The 24044-nt window shown below is 40.5% G+C and carries 21 protein-coding genes; 11 read left to right on the plus strand and 10 right to left on the minus strand.

The genetic code is table 11. The annotated features are described in order from the left end of the window. Positions 1-94 precede the first annotated feature (94 nt). The 8 genes from ftsZ (at position 95) to DTW91_RS01090 (ending at position 8343) form a co-directional block, all read left to right on the plus strand. Positions 95-1990: a cell division protein FtsZ gene (gene ftsZ, locus DTW91_RS01055; protein ID WP_125201566.1), complete on the plus strand. Its 1896-nt coding sequence runs from the start codon at positions 95-97 to the stop codon at positions 1988-1990. A gap of 97 nt (positions 1991-2087) precedes the next feature. Then, on the plus strand, positions 2088-2534 hold the full coding sequence (locus DTW91_RS01060) for a GatB/YqeY domain-containing protein (RefSeq protein ID WP_125201567.1): 447 nt from the start codon (positions 2088-2090) through the stop codon (positions 2532-2534). 195 nt (positions 2535-2729) lie between these two features. Beyond that, a complete protein-coding gene (locus tag DTW91_RS01065) occupies positions 2730-3632 on the plus strand; it encodes a hypothetical protein (RefSeq protein WP_125201568.1) in 903 nt (300 codons plus the stop codon). Between the two features lie 96 nt (positions 3633-3728). Then, a complete protein-coding gene (locus tag DTW91_RS01070; RefSeq protein ID WP_125201569.1) occupies positions 3729-4139 on the plus strand; it encodes a BrxA/BrxB family bacilliredoxin in 411 nt (136 codons plus the stop codon). A gap of 92 nt (positions 4140-4231) precedes the next feature. Then, positions 4232-5173, plus strand: a complete 942-nt coding sequence (locus DTW91_RS01075; protein ID WP_125201570.1) for a ribose-phosphate pyrophosphokinase — start codon at positions 4232-4234, stop codon at positions 5171-5173. 41 nt (positions 5174-5214) lie between these two features. Next, positions 5215-5832 (plus strand): 50S ribosomal protein L25/general stress protein Ctc, encoded by a 618-nt coding sequence (locus tag DTW91_RS01080; protein WP_125201571.1) that lies wholly within the window; start codon positions 5215-5217, stop codon positions 5830-5832. An 89-nt stretch (positions 5833-5921) separates the two neighbouring features. Then, a complete protein-coding gene (locus DTW91_RS01085) occupies positions 5922-6740 on the plus strand; it encodes a T9SS-dependent choice-of-anchor J family protein (protein ID WP_125201572.1) in 819 nt (272 codons plus the stop codon). An 85-nt stretch (positions 6741-6825) separates the two neighbouring features. Next, positions 6826-8343, plus strand: coding sequence for a GH3 auxin-responsive promoter family protein (locus tag DTW91_RS01090; RefSeq protein WP_125201573.1), 1518 nt, complete (start codon positions 6826-6828; stop codon positions 8341-8343). A gap of 63 nt (positions 8344-8406) precedes the next feature. On the opposite strand, the gene DTW91_RS01095 is transcribed toward DTW91_RS01090, so the two are convergent. The 8 genes from DTW91_RS01095 to DTW91_RS01130 form a co-directional block, all read right to left on the minus strand. Then, positions 8407-10056: a DNA repair protein RecN gene (locus DTW91_RS01095; protein WP_125201574.1), complete on the minus strand. Its 1650-nt coding sequence runs from the start codon at positions 10054-10056 to the stop codon at positions 8407-8409. 35 nt (positions 10057-10091) lie between these two features. Beyond that, entirely contained in the window at positions 10092-11234 is a 1143-nt protein-coding gene (locus DTW91_RS01100) for a restriction endonuclease (protein WP_228412603.1), read from the minus strand. Positions 11235-11382: 148 nt separating this feature from the next. Next, complete coding sequence (locus tag DTW91_RS01105; protein ID WP_125201575.1) at positions 11383-11562, minus strand: hypothetical protein; 180 nt, start codon at positions 11560-11562, stop codon at positions 11383-11385. A 2-nt stretch (positions 11563-11564) separates the two neighbouring features. Next, positions 11565-12791, minus strand: a complete 1227-nt coding sequence (locus DTW91_RS01110; RefSeq protein WP_228412604.1) for a DNA cytosine methyltransferase — start codon at positions 12789-12791, stop codon at positions 11565-11567. Between the two features lie 85 nt (positions 12792-12876). Beyond that, positions 12877-13782, minus strand: a complete 906-nt coding sequence (locus DTW91_RS01115) for a DUF4835 family protein (RefSeq protein ID WP_125201576.1) — start codon at positions 13780-13782, stop codon at positions 12877-12879. A gap of 114 nt (positions 13783-13896) precedes the next feature. After that, entirely contained in the window at positions 13897-15087 is a 1191-nt protein-coding gene (gene coaBC / locus DTW91_RS01120) for a bifunctional phosphopantothenoylcysteine decarboxylase/phosphopantothenate--cysteine ligase CoaBC (protein ID WP_125201577.1), read from the minus strand. A 109-nt stretch (positions 15088-15196) separates the two neighbouring features. Next, positions 15197-15520: a DNA-directed RNA polymerase subunit omega gene (locus DTW91_RS01125; RefSeq protein ID WP_125201578.1), complete on the minus strand. Its 324-nt coding sequence runs from the start codon at positions 15518-15520 to the stop codon at positions 15197-15199. A gap of 33 nt (positions 15521-15553) precedes the next feature. Then, complete coding sequence (locus DTW91_RS01130) at positions 15554-16546, minus strand: outer membrane protein assembly factor BamD (protein WP_125201579.1); 993 nt, start codon at positions 16544-16546, stop codon at positions 15554-15556. 225 nt (positions 16547-16771) lie between these two features. On the opposite strand from DTW91_RS01130, the gene lepA reads away from it, so the two are divergent. After that, entirely contained in the window at positions 16772-18568 is a 1797-nt protein-coding gene (gene lepA / locus DTW91_RS01135) for a translation elongation factor 4 (protein ID WP_125201580.1), read from the plus strand. A gap of 208 nt (positions 18569-18776) precedes the next feature. Here lepA and DTW91_RS01140 read toward each other — a convergent pair whose 3' ends face one another. Then, on the minus strand, positions 18777-20252 hold the full coding sequence (locus DTW91_RS01140; RefSeq protein WP_125201581.1) for an OmpA family protein: 1476 nt from the start codon (positions 20250-20252) through the stop codon (positions 18777-18779). 67 nt (positions 20253-20319) lie between these two features. After that, positions 20320-20778: an SsrA-binding protein SmpB gene (gene smpB / locus DTW91_RS01145; RefSeq protein ID WP_125201582.1), complete on the minus strand. Its 459-nt coding sequence runs from the start codon at positions 20776-20778 to the stop codon at positions 20320-20322. Positions 20779-20856: 78 nt separating this feature from the next. Here smpB and DTW91_RS01150 point away from each other — a divergent pair, with 78 nt between their 5' ends. Then, positions 20857-22479 carry an ABC-F family ATP-binding cassette domain-containing protein gene (locus tag DTW91_RS01150; protein ID WP_125201583.1) on the plus strand — a complete coding sequence of 541 codons (1623 nt, stop codon included), beginning with the start codon at positions 20857-20859 and terminating at the stop codon, positions 22477-22479. Between the two features lie 171 nt (positions 22480-22650). Beyond that, positions 22651-24024 carry an alpha-amylase family glycosyl hydrolase gene (locus DTW91_RS01155; RefSeq protein WP_228412605.1) on the plus strand — a complete coding sequence of 458 codons (1374 nt, stop codon included), beginning with the start codon at positions 22651-22653 and terminating at the stop codon, positions 24022-24024. Positions 24025-24044 lie beyond the last annotated feature (20 nt).

Consider the following 24044-nt stretch of genomic DNA (forward strand, 5'->3'; position numbering starts at 1 on the left):
GTTGAAGTGCATAACTAAAAAATAAACAATTTTACAAATCAGCAAATTAATTAAACCAACGATTTTACAAATAAATTAAAAAAAACAAACTACAATGGACAATATAACGAATACACAAGGTTTTTCCTTTGACCTGCCAAAAGGAAATTCCTCCATCATCAAAGTCATCGGTGTTGGCGGGGGCGGCAACAACGCTTTGAAACATATGTACGAAAAAGGAATCTACGGCGTGGATTTCGTAATTTGCAATACCGATGCCCAAACCTTGGACAACAATCCGGTGTCGAACAAGGTGCAATTGGGAATCTCTATGACCGAAGGTCTCGGAGCCGGCGCAGATCCTGAAGTTGGAGAAAAAGCCGCCATCGAAAGCATAGACGAGATCAAAGCGGCAATGGGTCAAAATACAAAAATGGTTTTCATCACTGCCGGAATGGGCGGCGGAACAGGTACCGGCGCCGCTCCCGTGATTGCAAAAGTCGCAAAGGAAATGGGAATCCTTACCGTTGGAATCGTCACCGTGCCTTTTAGTTTTGAAGGCAAAAGAAGATTAGATCAAGCGGAAGCCGGCCTCGAAAAATTGAGAAATAATGTCGATTCCTTGATTGTTATTAATAATGACAAGCTAAGACAGCAATTTGGAAATCTCGGATTCAAACAAGGCTTTGCAAAAGCCGACGAAGTGCTGACTAATGCTGCGAAAGGAATGGCAGAGGTGATTACCGGCTATTTCGATGTCAATATCGATTTCCGCGATGCCAAATCTGTACTGCAAAATTCCGGCACGGCTCTGATGTCCACCGGTATTGCAACCGGCGAGAAAAAAGCCGAGGAAGCCGTGAAAAAAGCATTGGATTCGCCATTATTGAATGACAACAAAATCACCGGTGCCAAAAATGTTCTGCTGCTCATCAGAAGCGGCGTTTCCGAAGTGACGATGGATGAGATCGGTGTCATTATGGACTACATCCAGAAAGAAGCAGGCAACACGGCAGACATTATTTTTGGCGTCGGGACAGATGAAGAACTGGGCGACGCAGTCAGTGTTTTGGTAATTGCAACCGGATTTTCCAACGATGATAAAAAACACACAGGAACTACAGAAACCATCAAATATGCTTTGGAAGACAGGCCGAATTCCTTTTCGAGAAACAGAGAATCCCCATTCAAAAGCACACTACGGGAAGAGCCCAAACCATCCGATACAGGGAAAAACTTCTTCCGTTTAGAAGATGAAGATGATTTCGGAATTTCTAATTTCCCAATCAACACCCTCGCCGAGAGCTTGCTCGAAGAACCGATTGCTGAAACCGAAACTTTCATACGGGAGGAGTTGCCAACCAATTCTGACCATTCCGACGACGACGTCCAAGAGTACAACCTCTTCAACTTCGAGGAGGAATTGACGGAGGACTTCGATTGGCAGAGCCAGGCTTTCATTTTCGACATCGAAGACAAGCCCACCTCTCCATCACAAGACGAAGCAAGCGAAAAACCCATAGAAGTTACTTTTACGATGCAAGAATCTGCCGAAGAAAAGGAATTTCCCATCATCGAGAAAGAAGCAACAGCCGACAATTCTTCGTTTGACGATGTGATAAATGATGCAACAGAAAAAGAAATTTCAGAAAAACAATTAGACGACGCTCCAGCCCATAGCTTTTCTTTTTTAGCAGACACCAAAGAAATCAAAGAAGAAGACGAAATGTCGGAACCCGCTGCGGAAACTGATAACGGCTTTACCTTTGTCAACAAAACGCCGGACGCGTCCAAGGCTGTGGAAAGAAGAAATAAGCTGAAAGAATTCAATTCCCGTTACCAGCAATTGGACAACGAAAATGTTTTCGAGACCGTTCCTGCTTTCAAAAGGAAAAACATCATCATCGATGGTGCCAACGCCTCCGAGCAGAATATCAATACATTTTTGTCCGACGATAAGGGCAATATGCAACTGAAAGAAAATCGTTTTCTTAATAAAGATGTAGATTAATCTAGTTGATGGTCTGTGGTTGATGGTTGATCGGATTTAATAAAATAAAGAACCATCAGCCATCGCACAAGAAGCGTTAACCAAAATTTAAAAAACAATGAGTTTAGAAATCACCATAAACGAGGCGATAAAAACCGCCATGAAAGCGAAAGACAAAGTAGCGCTGGATTCTCTCCGAGCCGTGAAAGCGCAGATATTACTATTGAAAACCGAAGCTGCCGGCGCAGAAGTTACGCCCGAGCAGGAAATTGCCATTTTGCAAAGAATGATCAAGCAAAGGAAGGATTCGTACGAACAATTTACCGCGCAAGGAAGAACCGATCTTGCCGCTGTGGAAGAAGCCCAATCCAAAGTGATCGAGAAATTTCTCCCGCAACAACTTTCGGAACAGGAACTGGAATCTGAAATCAAGAAAATCATTTCTGAAACCGGCGCAGAAAGTATTAAAGATTTGGGAAAAGTAATGGGCATTGCATCCAAAGCATTGGCCGGAAAATCCGACGGAAAAAGCATTTCCGAAATGGCCAAAAAGCTTCTCGGATAAATTGTAAGTGACCGTCGATAAATGATCGTAGATTTTTTATACCTATCATTGATAGATGGTCATTAATTTGGATTAAGGATATACAAAATATGCATATCGATTTGATTGAGGCCCAAAATCAAGATATTTTGGGCTTTTTGTTTTTGAAAGACTTATTTTTCTATAGATTTGATGGCGATTTATTTTAGCGGCAGAATGACCAAGCATTTTATTTTTCTCATTACATTTTTCTCGATAATCTTAAATTCTGCACAAAGCCCCATTCCTCTGGTTCACCATACAACCAATTGGTTTGGTCCCAATGCCAATCCGGTTCCTGACTTTACCGATGCCACCATTCCTCAAAAAACCACATTGACAGTCTTGGGCGATGTCTATTTTGGACACGGCGACAATACTCAGAGTATCAACCTAAAAATAGAAGCACCACTCATTGCGAGCAAAGTGTCGGTAAAAGTATGGATGGTACCCTTCGAGAACTATAAGGTGAGTGATGAAGTGTTTCAGAAAAGAAATATGCAAGGGGAAAAATCGGGAACGGCGAGTGGTGATTTTTATGTCCAGACCAGGATTTCTCTCGCCTCAGAAAGAAAATACCGGCCGGCAATCATTCTGAATGCGACCCTGAAAACAGCTTCCGGCACCGGCTTCAAAGACAGACGCTTCTTCAATACCGCAGGATATTATTTCGATACCGAGATTGGAAAATCGCTCCATCTTCATAGTCCTTTTTTGAAAGAAATAAGACTGATTGGCAATTTCGGATTCTTCTCTTGGGACGTGCAAACTCCGGGACTCAATGTGCAGGACGACGCGATTATGTATGGTGCAAAACTCATCCTCCGCAATGACAAAATCGGTTGGGAAAACACCTATTCCGGCTATTCCGGATGGCTGAGAAGGGTTCCGGATTATGGCGACAAGCCGGTGGTCTTCGCATCGAGATTTAATTATTATCACAAAAGTTTCACCGCATTTTTGCAATATCAAAATGGAATCCGGTATTTTCCTTACGATCAGATCAGAATAGGAGCCAGCATTCCTTTGGATTTTCTAACGCCAAATTTTTTTAAAAAAGACGAAATCCCGAGGCAATAGATTTTGGATATTATATTAATAGAATGATTAGTCGGGGAATCGATTACAATTGATTAAATTTGCAGTTCAACAATTTAACTTTAAAAATATATTGATATGTATCCAGAGGATTTAGTATTGCCAATGAAGGCAGAACTTACAGATAAAGGGTTTCAGGATCTTACAAATCCGGAACAGGTAGACGAAGCACTTAAGCAGGAAGGAACCACACTGCTTGTTATTAATTCGGTTTGCGGATGTGCGGCGGGAGCAGCAAGACCGGGGGTTTTATATTCTTTGACGGGAGAGAAGAAACCCGATCATTTGGTAACCACATTTGCGGGATTTGATACCGAAGCGGTGGCCGAAGCAAGAAGGCTGCTAGCGCCGTTCCCTCCGAGCTCGCCTTGTGTCGCGCTCTTCAAGGATGGAGAGTTGGTGCATATGTTGGAAAGACACCACATTGAAGGAAATCCTGCGGGTGCCATTGCGGCGAATCTTCAGGCAGCGTACGAGGAATACTGCTAAAATCAAAAACCAAAATAGAAATATTTTGGTTTTTTTGTTTCTCGATGGAAGCAATCGAATTTATTATTTTTTAAATTTGCAAAAAGTAAAAAATGTCAGACCACCAACCCAGTTATCTGTTTTCCACCAGAACAAGCCACAAGTTGGCCGAAAAAATCGCTCACAGCTATGGTCAACCGCTGGGAAAAATTAATTTTCAACACTTCAGCGACGGCGAGTTTGAGCCCGTTTTGGAACAATCGGTACGAGGTTCAAGAGTTTTCCTTATTGGATCTACATTTCCCCCTGCAGATAATCTACTGGAATTGTTGCTCATGATCGATGCTGCGAAAAGAGCATCTGCCAAGAACATCACAGTGGTAATCCCCTACTACGGTTTGGCGAGGCAAGATAGGAAAGACAAACCTCGGGCGCCTATCGGTGCAAAGCTGGTCGCCAATCTTTTGATGGCCTCAGGAGCTACAAGAATTATGACTATGGATCTTCATGCCGATCAAATCCAAGGCTTCTTTGAAATCCCCGTAGATCACCTGTACGCATCCAGCATTTTTGTAGACTACATCAAATCGCTTCAGCTGGATAACCTTACCATCGCTTCTCCGGATATGGGCGGAGCCAAAAGGGCAAAGAATTATGCAGGGCATCTGGGCGCAGACGTCGTGATTGCGTACAAAGAAAGAAAAAAGGCAAACGTGATAGAAGAAATGTTTCTGATTGGCGATGTGACCGATAAAAACGTCATCCTCATCGATGATATGATCGACACTGCCGGCACACTTTGCAAAGCGGCAGATATCCTGCTGGAAAAAGGCGCAAAATCTGTAAGAGCTATGGCCACGCACGGCGTCCTATCCGGAAATGCCTATGCCAATATAGAAAACTCAAAATTGCTGGAAGTCATCGTCACGGATTCTATCCCTCTTAAAGAAGGTCTCTCTACGAAAATAAGAGTACTCTCTTGCGCATCTCTGTTTGCAGATGTGATGAAAATGGTTCATCAAAACAAATCCATAAGTGGCAAGTTTATAATTTAAAAAAAAATTGATATCTTTGCAGCCTTATAATTTTAATCAAAATGAAATCTATTACAATTCAAGGTACAAAAAGAGAAAGCGTGGGCAAAAAGTCTACCAAAGCTTTACGCGATGCTGAATTAGTTCCTTGTGTTGTTTACGGAGGTACAGAACCATTGAATTTTTCTGCTGAAGAAAAATCTTTCAAAGGCTTGGTATACACTCCTGAAGCACACACGGTATCTATTGAAGTTGACGGACAAACGATCCCTGCAGTTCTTCAGGACATCCAGTTCCACCCGATTACAGACAAGATCCTCCACGCGGATTTCTATCAGTTGAGCGAAGACAAACCGGTTATCATGGAAGTTCCCGTACGAGTGACCGGTCGTTCCAAAGGCGTTGTGGCCGGTGGTGTTCTTAGACAAAACTTTAGAAAACTAAAACTAAAAGCAATCCCTGCGAACTTGCCGGATGAAATCGTTGTGGATATTACACCGCTCAAGATTGGAAACAAACTATTTCTTGAAAGTCTAAAAAATGACAAATATACATTTATGCATCCGGATAATGCAGTAATTGCTGCAGTTAAGATGTCTAGAAATGCCGGTAAAAATACGGCAGCCGGCGATGACGAGGATGAAACAGTAGCAGAAGAAACCTCCGACGCTGCAGAATAAATTTATATCTAATTTCAGAAAAATTGAACCGTCTATTTTTAAAATAGGCGGTTTTTTTTATATTTGTAATTAACATTAAATCAATTTTTATGAAAAAACTTTTATTCGCTGCCTTATTAGCCTCAGCTATGGGGAATGCACAGTCTTCTATCTTTACGGAGAATTTTGAAGACATTACGGATTTGCAAACCGCGGGATGGACTTTGTACAACGACTCCAACACGCCTTACGGGAGTTACGCAACACTATTTACGAATGCCTGGGAAATAGTCTCGTGGAGCGGAGAAAGTGGTAATACAGTCGCCAGTTCGCCATCTTGGTTTACTACCGTGGCACCGGCAGATCGCTGGCTTGTTTCCCCTGCAATCACAATCCCCGCAAACAATTCTGCAACACTGGAATTCTTTGCCAGATCTCACGATACCAGCCCTTACGATGATGGTTTCAAACTGAAAATCTCTACCACGAATACAGCTAAAACATCCTTTACGGACATCCTGGCTGTAGACCATGCAGTGAACGCTCCCATTGCAGATCAAACACCTTTCCAGATCGATTTATCCTCTTATGCCGGTAAAACGGTTTACTTAGCCTGGGTCAATGATTACACGAACGGGAATCTGCTTAGTATCGACGACATCAATATTACGACAACACTTTTGGCTGTGGATGATATCAATAAGAAAGATGTGACACTGTATCCAAATCCAGTTGTAGATTATTTCAAAATCAATAATACAAATAATGTGGTTGCAGTCAAGATTTATGACCTGTCCGGAAAAGCCGTGAAAAACATTCCGGCGTCCGTGGACAATAAATTCGATGTTTCTGATCTTGAAAAAGGAATTTATACCATCGCGATAGAAACGAAATCCGGAATCGTGAACAAGAAGATCATCAAGAAATAATAGCATAAAAACATTTGTAACAAAGGCATTTCGAGCAGAAATGTCTTTTTTTATTTCCATTCCAAAAATTCTTATATTTGTAAGAATGGCAACCAAAGCACTTTTCAACTCTGTCGTCAATTGGTTTATCCGTCAAAGGATCGATCAAATTGAGCATTTTATAAAATATCCCGTAGAAACGCAGGAAGGACTATTGTTTTCCCAACTCTTCAATGCAGAGGAGACGGAGTATGGTATGAAGTACGGCTTCAGCTCCATTTCCAATTACAGAGACTTTCGGAAAAAAGTTCCCGTGGTATCTTACGAAGATTTTGAACCCTACATCGAAAGAGCAAGACAGGGACAAAAAGATGTGTTTTGGCCGGGCGTCATCAAGCAATTTGCCAAATCCTCGGGAACCACCAATGCTAAGAGCAAATATATTCCCATCACAGCCGAGAGTTTGGAAGATTGCCATTACAAAGCCGGCAAGGATTTGATCTCGATGTACGTAAATAATCATCCGGAAAGTGAACTCTTTCAGCACAAAAATCTCCGCTTGGGCGGAAGTGCCGAGATGTATAAAGACTTCAATACCAAGTTCGGAGATCTGTCTGCCATATTGATCGAGAATCTCCCATTTTGGGTCGAGATCATCAATACGCCTTGCAAAAAAACGTCTCTGATGACAGAATGGGAAAGCAAAATGAAAGCCATTATCCGAGAAGCCAAAAACGAAGACGTCGGCAGTCTCACCGGCGTGCCGAGCTGGATGATGGTTCTGCTGCAAAGGACTTTGCAGGAAACCGGGAAGGCTTCGATTTCGGAATTATGGCCCAATCTGGAGGTATTTTTCCACGGCGGCATCAGTTTCAAACCCTATAAAAATCAGTACAAAGAAATCATCGGAAAGGATATCCACTATTACGAAATCTACAACGCTTCCGAAGGTTTTTTTGCCATCCAAGATCAATTAGGAAGTGATGAAATGCTTTTGATGTTGGATTACGGCGTCTTTTACGAATTCATTCCGATGGATCAATATTTTGAAGGTAGCCGCGATGCTATTCCAATTCAGGACGTAGAAATCAATAAAGATTATGCCCTCGTCGTCAGCACCAACGGCGGACTTTGGCGATACCTGATCGGCGATACCGTCAAGTTTACATCGGTCAATCCTTATCGCATCAAAATATCCGGCAGAACGAAACATTACATCAATGCCTTTGGCGAAGAACTAATGATAGACAATGTCGAATCTGCTTTGAAAATCGCTTGTGAACAATTGGATGCAGAGATTTCCGATTACACGGGCGCTCCGGTTTTTATGACCAACCAGTCAACAGGCTGCCACGAGTGGATCTTCGAATTCACCAAAGAGCCTGCAAGTCTGGAAGAATTTGCCAAAGTTTTTGACCGCTCTTTGAAAACCCTCAACTCCGACTACGAAGCCAAAAGGTACAACGACATCACCCTGAAAAGCCCCATCGTGCATCGCGCAAAACCCAATCTTTTTTACGAATGGATGGCAAGCCGTGGCAAACTCGGCGGGCAAAATAAAGTTCCTCGCCTGAGCAACGACCGCCAATATATCGAGCCACTGCTGTCATTGAACCAAAATTGATTTTTTTTCAAGTTCCAATGAAATTGAAGTGACGGACTTGCTCAAACTGGTAGCCCCGACCGCTTATCCTATCAACTCTTTCGCCTGAGAAATCGCAGCTTCCGTAATCTTGGATCCGGAAATCAACTGTGCAATTTCCTGCAGTTTTTCTGCTTCAGACAGCTTTACGATGGTCGTTTTCGTGACGGTATTGTCGTCAAATTTCACCACTTTGTAGTTCTGCTTGCCTTTGGCGGCCACTTGCGCGAGATGCGTGATGACGATCAGTTGAAGATTCTGAGACATTTCCTGCATCAGTTTTCCCGTTTCTTCGGCGATTCTTCCGGAAACTCCGGTGTCTATTTCGTCTAAGATCAAGGTCGGAAGTTCATTGTTTTCTGCCATTATTTTTTTGATGGCCAGCATCACCCGCGAGCGCTCGCCGCCGGACACGGCGTTTTGGATTGGCTTCAAAGCGAAACCCGGATTGGCTTGAAATAATATTCGAATGCTGTTTTTTCCGTAAAGATTATAAGCCGGAGAAGCGGCTAAATCGATTTTCAAAATGGCTTTTTCGAGACCCAAATTCGAAAAAATGGCTTTGGCTTTTTTTTCCAAATCACCGGAGAACTTTTTTCGATTTTCTGATAATTTTTGAGCGAGATCACCAAGATTTTTCTCAATTAATTGAAGGTTTTTCTCCTTCTCTATAATTTGATTTTCAATGAGTTCCAGAGAGTTTTGCCCAGCCGACAGTTCCTCTCGTATTTCCAAAAGACCTTCGACACTGCTTACCTGATGTTTCAGAAAAAGCGCATTCAACTTGTTGACGACGGTTAATAATTGTTGCAAAAAATTGGGATCTATTTCAAGATTTTCGGCTTTATTTTCAATATCGATATAGATGTCCTTCAGCTCCAGATAAGTCGCCTCCAACCTTTGAGCCAGTTCTTGATAATCCGAAGAAAGATCCGACAGCTTAGAGATTTTGTTTTTGACCTCAGAAAGATTGCTTAGGATTCCAAAATCTTCCTGAGTCAGTTTGATAAGCACTTCCGAGAGATTGTCGGCAATCTGATCTGCATTTTCCTGCGTCTGCAGTTGGTTCTGAATCTCGTCAAAATCCAAATCATCCAACTGCATTTCTTCTAATTCTGATAGGAGAAAGTTTTTGTAATCCGATTCTTTGTTGCTCTCGGCAAGCGCGTATTTTAGGCGTTCAATTTCCTTTTTTGTTTTATCGTATTGTGCATAGGAAGCCTGATAATCTGCCAACAACGATTTATTTTTTGCTAATCCGTCGAGAATGCCAAATTGAAAATGCTCCGTAAAAAGATCCGATGTTTCGAACTGCGAATGAATATCAATCAATTGGGACGACAATTCTTTGAGAACATCCAGCGTTACGGGAACATCATTGATGAAGGCTCGGGATTTCCCTCCGGGAGAGATTTCTCTGCGGATAATGGTTTTTTCTTCGAAGTCCAGATCTTTTTCTTCAAAGAACTCTCGGAACTTGTCGCTGATTTGGAATTCCGTTTCGACGATGCTTTTGACGTCGGATTTTGCAAAGGATTTGGCATCGGCTCTTTCGCCCATTATCAAACGCAGTGCGCCAAGAATGATAGACTTTCCTGCGCCGGTTTCGCCCGTGATGACCTGCAGGCCTTGCCCGAGATCGATCTCAAGCCTGTCGATCAGCGCAAAATTCTGAATGAAAATTCTTGAAAGCATTCTTCGATAATAAGTTGGTTAAATATGGGCAAGGATTACACCGCTGCATTGTTAAACTCTTCATAGGCGTTCGTTTTCATAATGTCAATTTTAAAATCTCCATTTTTGTCTTTCATAATTATAACACTATCAAAACCTAATTTGTCTAATTTTTCCATTGTCGCCAATTCTCCTTCTTTGAGTTGTAAAACTTTACGCAAAAGCCAATCAGACAAAGCTTTGTTTGGGTTTGTCATCAATGCTTTTGAATTTTCTTGACAAACCTTTGCAGAAAAAATTTCTCCTGTTGGAATCTGCAAATTGAAAATTTTGTCTCTTGGCGGAAAGAAATTTGGATATTTTCTGTGCAATTCCGCAGGAATTGGAATGTAAATTTCTCCAAAAACTCTTTTTCTTCCATTTGCATTCCATTGATTTAAACCGCTTCGTTCAAAAATATATTTCTCTTGTTGTCGCATACCATAAAGTGGCAAGATCACATAATTGTCGCCTTTTACAAGTTTATCGGTTGCTACTTTTATATCTCTGTTTTCCTCGAATAATTCGAGTAGCAAAGAATATGGGTCGGCAATTATATCAATTGGTAAACGAAACGCATTTTTTGGAATAATAAACTTTCTAAAAAGTGTACTTTTTGAATAATTGAAAGAATATAAATTATTTCCATCCTCAAATTGTAAACTTGCTTTATTATCTTTTACAGAATGAATATTTGCAATGTCAATTGTATTATAATCAGTTTCGTACAGCAAAAGTTCCTTCTCTTTCCTCGCGACAATGTGATAAAGTGAACTTTCAATATTGTATAATCTGTTTGCTAAATTTATTCTGTCATTTCTGAATTCACCCAACTTAAATGCGAGTTCTTTGCCTTTAAAATCTTTTAGAACTCTTGAAAGTGAATTAAATTCAGCAACTTTCTCTGTGCTGTTGTTTGTGCTACAAGTAAAGGTTTTCAAACCAATACCAATTGAATTATAATTTGCATCAAAAGCCGTGTCAGAACGAGAAAGATTTCCTGCATCAAAACTTCTACAGAAAATATTTTCTGCAACACGATAATTAATGAAAGGAATTGCACTTTCACTGAACAAACCCGAAAGTTTTGAAACTGCTGAAAGCAGTTTCAAATAGTTTCCGTTTTTTTCTATGTCAATTTCTGCAAACGATTTCATCATTAATCAACACTTTTTGATAAATGAAATAAATTTTCATTACTATCAGTCATTATTTCAATTATAGAATAATAAGTTTTTTTGGGGGGGGGTTAATTTATTTGATTTGAAAAAATCATTAATAACCATATATTCTAGATTCGACAAATAGTCATTGAACCGTGATTAGTCTCTTTTCAGAATAATTATATGGGCAAAATCCATCGTGCTTAATTACTAAATCGAATGTCTTATTTTTATCAACATCTAAAATTTGTAATCCATAAATATTTTTTGGAAGATTTTCATCTATTAAATTGAAATCCAAATTTAGTAATTGAGTATTTTCCATAATTATAAAATTTTAATTATTTGATTTGCAATTCTTTCAACTAATGTTGTAGTTACAGAATTTCCTGCTTGCATATAAAGTTTACTATTTGCAAGTTTTGGAATAATATATTTTTCAATTGGATAACCTTGAAAAGCAAAACATTCTTTTGGTGTAAGCTTTCTGATTCCAAAATCATCTTTTATCAATGGAACATTATGACCACCAGAACCCATATTTGCGGTTAATGTTGGACAAAGATTGCTTTTGTTTTCTCTTGCATAAACTCTTCTCCATTGATAAACTGTATCTTTTGAAATCATTGTTTTTACTAATTCAGGATAATATTGATGGTCTTTTTTGTAATAAAAAATATCATCTTGTTTTTCTTTATCCACAAAATCGTGAATTGTTTTTGTTAATTTGATTGGTTTAGGAAACTCAAATTTCGCATAATTTTTCACTTGTTTTGGATCAAAAGCAACGATAAAAATTCGTTCACGATTTTGTGGAATATTTGCGTAAGTTGCTGTATTAAGAACTTTTGCAAATGTTTTATATCCCAATTTTTGTTCAAGTGTTTCTATGATTGTTTTAAATGTATTGCCGTTGTCGTGCGAAACGAGATTTTTTACATTTTCTAAAAAAACAACCTTGGGTCTGTGTTTTTCTACAATTTGCTCAATGTCAAAAAACAAAGTTCCTCTTGTGTCTGCAAATCCTTTCCGATAACCAGCAATAGAAAATGCTTGGCAAGGGAAGCCCGCACATAAAACATCAAATTTTTCAGGAATATAATTTTTGTTTCGCTCTTTTGTTATGTCGCCAAATGGAACTTCTCCAAAATTTTCTCTGTATGTTTTTTGGGCTTCATTATTCCATTCGCTGGTATAAACACATTTGCCACCAACATTTTGTAATGCTAATCTAAAACCGCCAATTCCTGCAAAAAGGTCAATAAATTTAAAAAAATACCTTTCAGGAGTTGGAAAAGGAACGTTTTCAACTTCAAATAAAAGTTGTTGCAAAGCATCTTCTGCAACAATTGACAGTTCAGTTTCAGCTTTTTTATATTCTAAGAAATTTCTTAAAGTAGAAAGTGCATCTTTTTCGTAATGCTTTTTGATGCCATTATTGTAATTGTGGAGATAATGTGTCAAAACGGCTTTGTCTTCAATGCCTTCAACAAGTCTAATTTGATAGTTATTGCCATCAAATTCATTAACACTTATTGTCTCTTTTAATCTCATTATTTTGTAACTAAAACTTGAAAGAAAGTTAAGAAAAATCAAGTAATTTTTGCGATCTAATTATTATATGTCATCTGCTTTTTATCTATTTCCACTTATTCCATTTGCTGTCGATGTCTTTGGGCGCAAAGGTACTCATCAAAGTTCTGAGTTCGCTGATGTTGACCGAGGCATTGTTTCCATAATTGAAAATATTGAAGATCTCGGTGCTTTTGGTTTCCAGAAAAATATTGAAGGGATAGTTCATCTGAAAATTGTTTTCATAAAACCTCAGCTGCAATAGCGATTCTGCAATGGTTTTTTTTGCCGTCGACGGATCTGCTTTGGCCAAATTATCGAGGCCGGCGCGATGGTAGCTGTAATAGACCGTCCGCAGTGTAGAACTGTTTTCGTTTTGCAATCCGGAGATCAGCGCGCCCCGATTTCTCTGGCTCTCGATTTGGTTCCAACCTTCGTAGTTTTGATTCTGAGAATTTTGTGCCACTTTCAGGGCTTTGTCAAACCACGGCTGTCCGCCTTTTAGCTGGAAACTGTCGCCATCGTAGCCCAAGATCAGATAGACGTAGAAGCTGATGACGTCGATGAGGTTTTTGCCGGAAAACTGTCTTTCGTTGAAGACCAGATTTTCGTTTTCGTTGTATTCAAAAGCAAAATTGGTGTCGTTGATATTGATCAAAGGCGATTCGTATTGGGTATTGAAAACAGGGCGAGTGGCCTGCACCACCAAACTTCCTTTGAAACTATTACTGGATGGGCGTTCGGAAATGACCATTGCAAAGTTGCATTTTATTTTTTCGAAGTTTTGAAGTTTCTTACCTGTCCAGCTCGTATTATTGATGAAATCGCGCAAGGATTTTTCCAACGTACGGAAAACCTGCGTATTGCTGCCCGCAATCTGCTGGGAGTTGATCTGCACATTGGCCAAAAGCTCCTGCGAAAAGGCAGTTTGGGCGAAGAACAGAGCACAAATGATATAGAATAGTTTTTTCATTCGGGATTCAAAATGTTTGTAAATTTAGGGAAAACTATGTCAATATGAGTTAGCGCTTGCCCAAAATTTCTTTGATATTATTTCACCAATTACAACGGAAAATCGGCTTTTTTCTTACAATTTTTCTTCAATAAAGTCTAAGATGTCTTTTGCCACCGCTTCTTTTGATTTTAAAGAAAAGGATCGCTCTTCTGCCGGCGTGAAGATTTTGATTTTATTGGTTGTGTTTGCAAATCCCGCACCTTCGTCCCGAAGCGAGTTTAGGACGATCATATCAAGATTTTTCCTAATCAATTTTTCCTTTGCATTTTGCTCTTCATTTTGAGTTTCCAGCGCGAAGCCCACGAGAAACTGTTTGGACTTTTTTTCGCCCATTGTTCCGAGGATATCTTTATTTTTGATTAATTCGATGGTGAGTTCGCTTTCATTTTTCTTAATTTTCTCCGTTGCCTTTACTTTCGGTGCATAATCTGCCACTGCGGCGCTCATTATCGCAACATCCACAATTTCATAATATTGGAAAACCTCGTCAAACATTTCTTGTGCCGAGGTCACGTGGAGAAGTGTAATATTTTTAGCAGCGATTTTTTCAGCCGACGGCCCTGAAATCAAAATGACTTCTGCGCCTCGTCTGGCGGCTTCTTTAGCCAAATCAAAACCCATTTTTCCGGAAGAATGATTGCCGATAAACCGCACAGGATCTATGTTTTCATAAGTTGGTCCGGCGGTGATTAAGAATTTCTTTCCGGAAAAGCTTTCCGCATCGGAAAATTGCTTTTCTAAAACGGAGAGAATTGTGGACGGTTCTGCCAATCTGCCTTGTCCGACAAGTCCGCTGGCCAGTTCTCCAAATTCTGCCGGGATGATTTGGTGTCCGAAACTTTCAGCAGTTTGTAAATTGCGGATTACAGTGGGGTGGGCATACATATCGAGATCCATAGCCGGTGCGATCACGACGGGGCATTTTGCCGACATATAAACGGCCATTAGAAAATTGTCGCAGATTCCTGATGAAATTTTGGCTAAGGTGTTGGCCGTGCAAGGCGCAATCAGCATCAGATCTGCCCACAGAGCCAGTTCCACGTGGTTGTTCCACGTTTTGTTTTCGTCATAAAAATTGGTATAGACTTTATTCTTTGAAAGCGTAGAAAGCGTAAGCGCCGATACAAAATCTGTTGCAGATTTCGTCATTACAATTTTTACTTCTGCACCCGATTTTAGAAGATCGCGAACGAGAAAGTTCATTTTGTAAGCAGCGATTCCGCCGGTAATTCCAAGGATTATTTTTTTGCCTTGCAAGCTCATTTTTGAGGTGATTTTTATTAACGAAAGTATTAATAATTTTGGTAACAAAAAAACCGTCTTGCAAAGTAACGCTTTAGCAAGACGGTTTTAATATTTTCGAATCGGAGGATTAATTTTGCTCGTCGGTCTTTCTGTAATAGATCTCATCGTCCAGCCATTCTCGGATTGCAATGGAGGTTGGCTTGGGCAATTTTTCGTAATGCTTGGAGATTTCTATCTGCTCTCTGTTTTCAAAAACTTCTTCCAGCGTAGAGTTGTGAACAGCGAATTCGTCTAATTTGCTATGCAGTTCTGCGCGAAGTTCGGCATTGATTTGTTCCGCTCTTTTACCCATAATGACGATCGCTTCGTAGATGCTGGCGGCTTTTTCTTCGATTTTATCTCTGTCGTAAGTGATGGTGCTTATTTCTGCTTTTGTATCTTTAATGCTCATTAGACGGATTATTTAGGATTGCAAATATACAAATTATCTTTTAAACCTGAAAGTCGCTTGAGGTTCCGGCGCATTAATCTTTGCGCTGTCTCTTCTCGCAATTTCGGCGGACTTTTGCATTTTAATTTGATGGGTTTCCTGTGCCAACTCTTTTTTCTCAGTTTCTTTGGTATCTGCGTTTTTTACTTTTTCTTCATATTCTGCTTTTCTTTTCTCGACTTCCGTCTCTAATTGGGCAAATTTGACTTTCTCGGCTTCCAATTTTACGGAAAGATCGTCTGCCGTTTTAGAATATTCGGAATTTGGCAGTTCGTTCGCTACTCTTTTGGCATAAGATGCCGCAGCGTTTAGTCGTTCTTTTTTCAGGTCATAAACAGAGTTGACGGCCAATTCATATTTGGATTTCATAACATAATCGTAGATCTTCGGCCGCAGCTTGGTAGCGGGAAAATCCTCCAAGACGTTTTCGAAAGCCACAATAGCCGCTTTATATTCGCCCATTTTGTAGTATTGTTTCGCATTTTCGAAGGCTTTGAACTCCAATTTGTAAGTGAGCTCATCCACCAGCTGATTGATATTTTTGGCACGCTCAGAATCAGGAAATTCGTTCAAAAAATTTTGCAATTCCGTAATGGCAGATTCTGTATTGCTCTGATCCAGATTATACTGCAAAGAGCCTTCATAATAGCACAGTGCCGCCAGATAAGCCGCTTCTTCTTTGCGTGGATCTTGCGGGAAACTGATGACAAAGTTCTTGAATTGGTTGGCTGCCAATCTGTAATTTTTGTCATAATAATTGGCATAAGCTGAATTGAAAACCACATTGGGCGCATCATCGGTGCCAGCCACCAAATTGGGTAGGCGGTCATACAGCGCCAAGGCATCGGTCCATTTTTTCTTCGCAAATTTGTCGTTTGCAACTTTTAATATAAAATCTTTATCGGCACTCTTCATCGCCTGGTCCATTTCTGTTTTGCAAGACAGCAAAATTACAGACAACACTATTAAACTAATATATTCCTTCATAATTCCCGTCAGAATAAATCTGACCTTTGATTGTAATTAATCTGCAAAATTAAAACTTTTTTTTTCAAAACTTTTTTTTTATGAAAGATTAACGTTTTCTTTTTGCCCACTGAAGAATAAGGCGGGACGAATTATGGATCTCCACAATATATAAGTTCCATTATCTGATCCGTCGCTTCTGACATCTCAATAAATAGTGTAATTTTGCAAATTACAAGATTTTAAATGAAAAACATAAGAAATTTCTGCATCATTGCACATATCGATCACGGTAAAAGTACTTTGGCAGATCGCCTTTTGGAATATACCCACACCGTAACTTCCCGAGAATTGCAAGCGCAAACCCTCGATGATATGGATTTGGAAAAAGAACGGGGAATTACCATAAAATCCCACGCCATCCAAATGGATTATGAATACAAAGGCGAAAAATATATACTCAATCTTATCGATACCCCTGGTCACGTGGATTTTTCTTACGAAGTTTCCCGTTCTATCGCCGCTTGCGAGGGAGCGCTTCTCATTGTGGATGCCGCGCAAAGCATTCAGGCACAGACGATTAGCAACCTTTATTTGGCTTTAGAAAATGACTTGGAAATCATTCCGATTCTCAATAAAATTGATCTGCCCTCTGCCAATCCGGAAGAAGTGACAGACGAGATTATGAATCTTATCGGTTGCAAATACGAAGACGTTTTGCGCGTTTCCGGAAAGACGGGCGAAGGCGTTTATCATCTTTTGGAGCAAATCGTGGAGAGAATTCCGCCTCCGAAAGGAGATGAAAATGCACCGCTTCAAGCCCTGATTTTTGACTCTGTTTATAATCCATTTCGTGGAATTGAAGCTTATTTCAAAGTGGTGAACGGCAAGATTTCTAAGGGAGAAAAAGTGAAGTTTATGGCAACCGGCAAAGTGTATGAAGCCGATGAAGTAGGAACGCTGAAGTTAAAACAGGTTCCAAAATCTACCATCCACTGTGGCGATGTAGGCTATATCATTTCCGGAATTAAAGACGCCAGAGAAGTGAAAGTAGGAGACACCATTACCTCGATGGCAAATCCGGCAACCGAGGCGATAGATGGTTTTGAGGATGTAAAACCGATGGTTTTCGCAGGAATTTATCCTATAGAATCCGAAGATTTCGAAGAATTGAGATTGTCTTTGGAAAAATTGAGATTGAATGATGCTTCTCTCGTCTTCGAGCCCGAAAGTTCTGCGGCGCTGGGTTTTGGTTTCCGTTGTGGTTTCTTGGGAATGCTGCACATGGAAATCGTACAGGAGCGTCTGGAAAGAGAATTCAATATGAACGTCATTACCACTGTTCCGAACGTTTCTTACATTGGCTACACCAAAAAAGAACCAAATAAACCGATTCTCATCAATAATCCGTCGGAATTGCCGGATCCAAGCATTTTGGATCGCGTGGAAGAACCTTATATCAAAGCGACCATCATCACCAAATCTGATTTTGTAGGTTCGGTGATGACGCTTTGCATAGAAAAACGCGGCGAAATTGTCAATCAGTCCTACCTTACCGCAGACCGCGTAGAATTGGCATTCAATATGCCTTTGGCCGAAGTGGTTTTCGATTTTTATGACCGATTAAAATCGATTTCCAAAGGCTATGCGTCTTTTGATTATCATCCTATTGGTTTCCGACCGTCAAAGTTGGTAAAAATGGACATTTTGATTAATGGTGATATGGTGGATGCTCTTTCTTCGTTAATTCACGATAGCAATGCGTATTATATCGGGAAAAAAATGTGCGAAAAACTGAGAGAATTGATTCCTCGCCAACAGTTTGATATTGCTATTCAGGCAGCGCTTGGTGCAAAGGTAATTGCCCGAGAAAATGTGAAAGCGCTAAGAAAAGACGTTACCGCAAAATGTTATGGTGGGGATATTTCCAGAAAGCGCAAACTTTTGGAAAAACAGAAAGAAGGAAAGAAAAAGATGAAACAAATCGGCAGAGTGGAGGTTCCACAGTCTGCATTTATGGCAGTTTTGAAGTTGAACGATTAATGGCGTGATTTGCATTTACGCTTGCGTTGCGAAATAAATCTCAATCCATTCTGAATTTTCGGGATGGATTTTTTTCTGCCGATCCTCCAAAATCTATTTCTTTCTGTCAATGCAAAAAGTATTTGGGTACTTAGCATTAATTAATCAAAAAAAATCCGCCTCAGATCATGAGGCGGATTCTATTAATATTTAGAAATTAAATTACTAATTATCTTCTTCTTCTAGTAGGTGTTCTCTTTTTCACTACTTTTTTCTCAACTACCGGAAGATCTGATTTTTGAAGAGATTCCCAAGCAGCGCGGTTTACAGCTTCAACTACAACTTTTCTGTCGGCTTGTCTTTCCGCATCAGATGCAGTTTCAGGTACTTTGGCATCTCGTTCTCCTACTCCGGTTGATTTCAACTTATTAGGATCTACGCCTTGAGCTTCTAGGGCTGCAACTACAGCGGCTGCTCTTTGTCTAGAAAGTTTCAAGTTATATTCTGCGGAACCTTTTGCGTCTGTATGACCAGTTACTAAGAATTGTCCATCTGTAGATCCTTTAAGGATGCTTGCAGCTTGTGCAATCGCACCTGCAGACTCAGGTCTTAGCGTCGCTTTGTTAAAATCAAACAATATGTTGGTAAGAGCACCCGTAGCTTCAAGGGCATATGCTTCAGCCGGTTTTGGACAACCTTGGTATTCTGCAAGACCAGGGACTGTAGGGCAAGCATCATCTTTGTCTAATACACCATCGCCGTCTGTATCTGGCCAAGGACAACCTTTGTTTTCTGCTGGACCAGCAACGTCAACACAAGCATCATCTTTGTCTAACACACCGTCTCCGTCTGTATCTGGCCAAGGACAACCGTTATTTTCTTTAGGTCCTGCTACATCTGGACATTGATCGTCTTTATCTGGAACGCCATCGCCGTCGGTATCAGGACATCCTTGGAATTCCGGTAATCCCGGTGTATCCGGACAAGCATCTTCTTTGTCTGGGATGCCGTCTTTATCTCTATCTGTATTTCCGAATCTAAATAATAAGGATGCAGAAGCTTGCCAAAAGTTAGCAACATTGGACTGATCTACAGGAGTTGTCACGTAATCTCCTTGAATACCCAAACCAAAGTTTTTAGTCACCCAGAAATTGATACCTGCGCCTGTACTTACGGTAAAATGGTCTGCTTTTCCTGTGGTGTTATCATCACCATCATAAACATTGTATACTTCTCCGGACTTAGTATCTGTTTGTGGAAAAGTAAGGTTTGTATAATCGTGTCTCAAGTAGTTGGCACCAACTCTCAAATAAGGATCGAACCAAGACTCTTCGTCCCATAAAAGACCTGCGGCTTTGACCTGAATACCAAGACCGGTCATCAAGAAGAACTCTTTGTCCATTCCGAATCTCTTGTTGTCCACGTTACCTACGGTAGTTTGCCAATCTAGCACTAAACCTTTTCCAAGGCTTCTTGCAACCGTCAACTTAGAAAGTGGCGGTGTAATTAAATACTTCGATACCCCGAATAAGTTTTCTTCAAAATTGTTGAATGAGAACGTATTGCTGAAATTGTTTCTTTGAGCAACGTGATTCACTCCATGAGCACCTACGCCTATAACCCAAGGATTGGTAGTAGTCTGCGCAAAAACAGAAGAGGCAACAGTAAGTGCCAAAGCTGTAATTCCTAATTTTAGATTTTTCATAGAATTAAATGATTAAATAATTGATAATGCAAAATAAATATAATTTTTCTTTATAAACAAAGTTTTTTTAACTTTTCTTTAATATCCTCTGGATATTTACTTTATTCTCCCGGTCTTTGATAGCTTCTCGTTTGTCAAACAGTTTTTTGCCCTTTGCCAAGGATATGAGAAGCTTTGCTTTCCCCCTATCATTTATATAAAGCTTTAGCGGGATTATCGTATTGCCAACATCGTTTAACTTTTTTTTAAGTTTTTGCAATTCGTATTTATGCATTAGCAACTTCCGTTCCCTTTTTATTTTGTGATTGTAAAAAGTTCCCAATTTATATTCGTCTATCATCATATTAATGATGTACAATTCCCCGTCTATAAACTGACAAAAGCTTTCCGCGATGGATGCTTTGGAAGAACGCAGAGATTTTATTTCTGTGCCTGTCAAAACTATTCCGGCTTCATATTCTTCCAGTATTTCGTATTCGAAGCGGGCTCTTTTGTTAAAGATATTTACGGTTTTTTCGATTTTCATTCTGTTAAATTATTATAAGAAGGTGCCATTTATCATCCCAACTTATTTTCGTAATTTTGCGCAAATTTACAAAACTATATGTTAACAGTATCTAACTTGTCATTACAGTTCGGAAAACGGGTGCTTTTTGATGAAGTCAATATAAAATTTACCAAAGGAAACTGCTACGGCATCATCGGGGCCAACGGCGCCGGAAAATCAACCTTTCTAAAAATATTAAGCGGAAAACAGGATCCTACATCCGGAAGCGTCTCGCTGGAAAGCGGCAAAAGAATGTCTGTTCTGGAGCAGGATCACTTCGCTTACGACAATTTTACCGTTCTGGAAACCATCCTTAGAGGCAACAAAGCACTTTTCGATATCAAAGAAGAAATGGACGCCCTCTATGCCAAAGAAGACTTCTCCGACGAAGACGGCATCAAAGCCGGAGAACTCGGCGTGATCTACGAAGAAATGGGCGGATGGAACGCAGAAGCAGACGCTCAAACCTTACTCTCGAATGTCGGCATCTCCGAGGATATGCATTATCAATTGATGGGCGAATTGGAGAATAAAGACAAAGTAAGAGTTCTTCTTGCCCAGGCTTTATTCGGAAATCCGGATGTGCTGATATTAGATGAGCCCACCAACGATTTGGATATCGCAACCATCGCTTGGTTGGAAGATTTCTTGGCAGATTACGAGAATACAGTCATCGTCGTGTCGCACGACCGCCACTTTCTAGACACCGTTTGTACGCACATCTGTGATTTGGATTACGGCAAGCTCAACCTTTATACCGGCAACTATACTTTCTGGTATCAGGCTTCGCAGCTGGCAACCAGACAAAGAGCACAAGCCAACAAAAAAGCCGAAGACAAGAAAAAAGAATTGCAGGATTTCATCGCAAGATTCAGCTCCAACGTCGCCAAAGCAAAGCAAGCAACTGCGCGCAAAAAAATGATCGACAAGTTGAACATCGATGATATCAAACCATCTTCCAGAAGATATCCGGCGATTATTTTTGAAACAGAAAGAGAAGTGGGCGATCAAATATTGGATGTAAAAGGTCTTGAAAAAACCAAAGACGGCGAATTACTGTTTTCCAACATCGATCTCAACCTCAAAAAAGGCGACAAAGTGGCAGTGCTATCCCGAAACTCTCTTGCCATCACAGAATTTTTTGAAATCCTGGCCGGCAATGCGCCTGCCGACAAAGGCACCTTTGCTTGGGGCGTCACCACAAACCAATCCTATATGCCTTTGGACAATACCGGTTTTTTTCAGGACGACATCAACTTGGTAGACTGGTTGCGTCAGTTTACAAAAAATGATGAGGAGCGCCACGAGGAATTTATGAGAGGTTTCTTGGGAAGAATGCTTTTCTCCGGAGACGAAGCGCTGAAATCTTGCAAAGTCCTTTCCGGAGGAGAAAAGATGAGATGCATGTTCAGCCGAATGATGCTTCAGAAAGCGAATGTTCTGCTGCTGGACGAGCCTACCAATCACTTAGATTTGGAAAGCATCACAACTTTGAACAACTCATTGAACAACTTCAAAGGCAATATCCTTCTGTCTTCTCACGACCACGAATTGCTTGGAACTGTTTGTAACAGAATCATAGAACTGACACCCAAAGGCATCATCGACAGAGATATGACCTACGACGAATATCTATCTGATAAAAAGATTAAAGAACTGCAGGAGCAAATGTATTCGTAGAATAATACCGGCTCTTTCCAAACAGCCCTTTCAGAATTTTGAAATTTGAGAGGGCTTTTTCGATTCTCGAAATTCAATTCCTCTACAAGGTTTTTTCCTGCTCATATTTATCCCTTAAAATTAAAAATAAATCAAAAACTATTTTTAATTTTAGAAAAATATATCCACCTTATGAATTTTGTCAAATATGTTCTATTATTTCTGATGATGCCGTTATTGGCATTCTCTCAGAACAAAGATCCGCGCTATCAGCCAAAGCCTTACGTAGAACTGAAACACCCCGAATGGAGCAAGAACGCCACCATCTACGAAGTCAACATCCGGCAATACAGCAAAGAAGGCACCTTCAAAGCTTTCGAAAACGATCTACCACGGATCAAGAAGCTGGGCATCGATATTATCTGGCTAATGCCCATCCATCCTATTGGCGAGCAAAACAGAAAAGGAAGTCTGGGCAGCTACTATTCGGTGAAGGATTTCAGAGCCGTGAATCCGGAATTTGGAACCTTGGCAGATTTTAAAAATCTGGTAGATAAAATCCATTCGATGGGAATGTATGTGATCATCGACTGGGTGGGAAATCACTCCGCCTGGGACAATCCGCTCGCCAAACAGCATCCGGATTGGTACACGAAAACCCGGGAGGGCAACTTCCAACCAACGCCGTGGTACGATTGGGACGATGTCATAGATTTCGATTATGACAATCCCGATCTGCGGCAATATATGACAGAATCTCTGAAATATTGGGTCAAGGAAACCAACATCGACGGTTATCGTGCCGATGCTGCCGGTTTTATCCCGACCGACTATTGGGATGATGCCCGCCAGCAATTGGATGCGCTGAAACCTGTTTTTATGCTTTGCGAATGGGAATCCCGCGATCTGATGAAGCACGCATTTGATATGAGCTACTCGTGGAGCTTATTTGACAAAATGAAAGATGCTACTACGGGAAATAAAGGAATTGCCGGTCTTGTAGAATATTTGGCGCACGACGTGAATACTTTTCCAAAAGACGCCTACCGAATGACCTTTGTGGACAATCACGATATGAATTCCTGGAACGGAACGCCGCAGAAGAATTTCGGAAAAGGTCTGGAGACCGCTATGGTTTTTGCCTCGGTTGTCAACGGGATGCCGCTTGTTTATAATGGTCAGGAAGCCGGTTTGGATTATAGTCTTAAGTTTTTTGATAAAGACCCCATCGTCTGGAAAGAAAGCAAATACTACGGAATGTATCAGAAATTATTTGATCTGAAACATAAAAATCAAGCCCTTTGGAACGGACATTGGGGCGGAGAGATGATTCGCGTGACCAACGATCATATTAGCGAGGTGATCTCTCTCTATCGTGAGATGAACAAAGACGCCGTGTTGGCCATCTATAATTTTTCCGATAAAAATCTTCCAACAAATTTGGACACCAAATATTATAAGGGTGAATATAAAGAACTGTTCACGGGGAAAATCTATCAAATTGATTCTCAAAACACCAGTTTGACCCTGAAACCATGGGACTATTTGGTTTTGGTAAAGAATTGACACCTTTCTCCCAAGCAAAC

It is taken from the genome of Chryseobacterium sp. SC28 (genome assembly GCF_003932955.1).
Classification (GTDB): Bacteria; Bacteroidota; Bacteroidia; order Flavobacteriales; family Weeksellaceae; genus Epilithonimonas.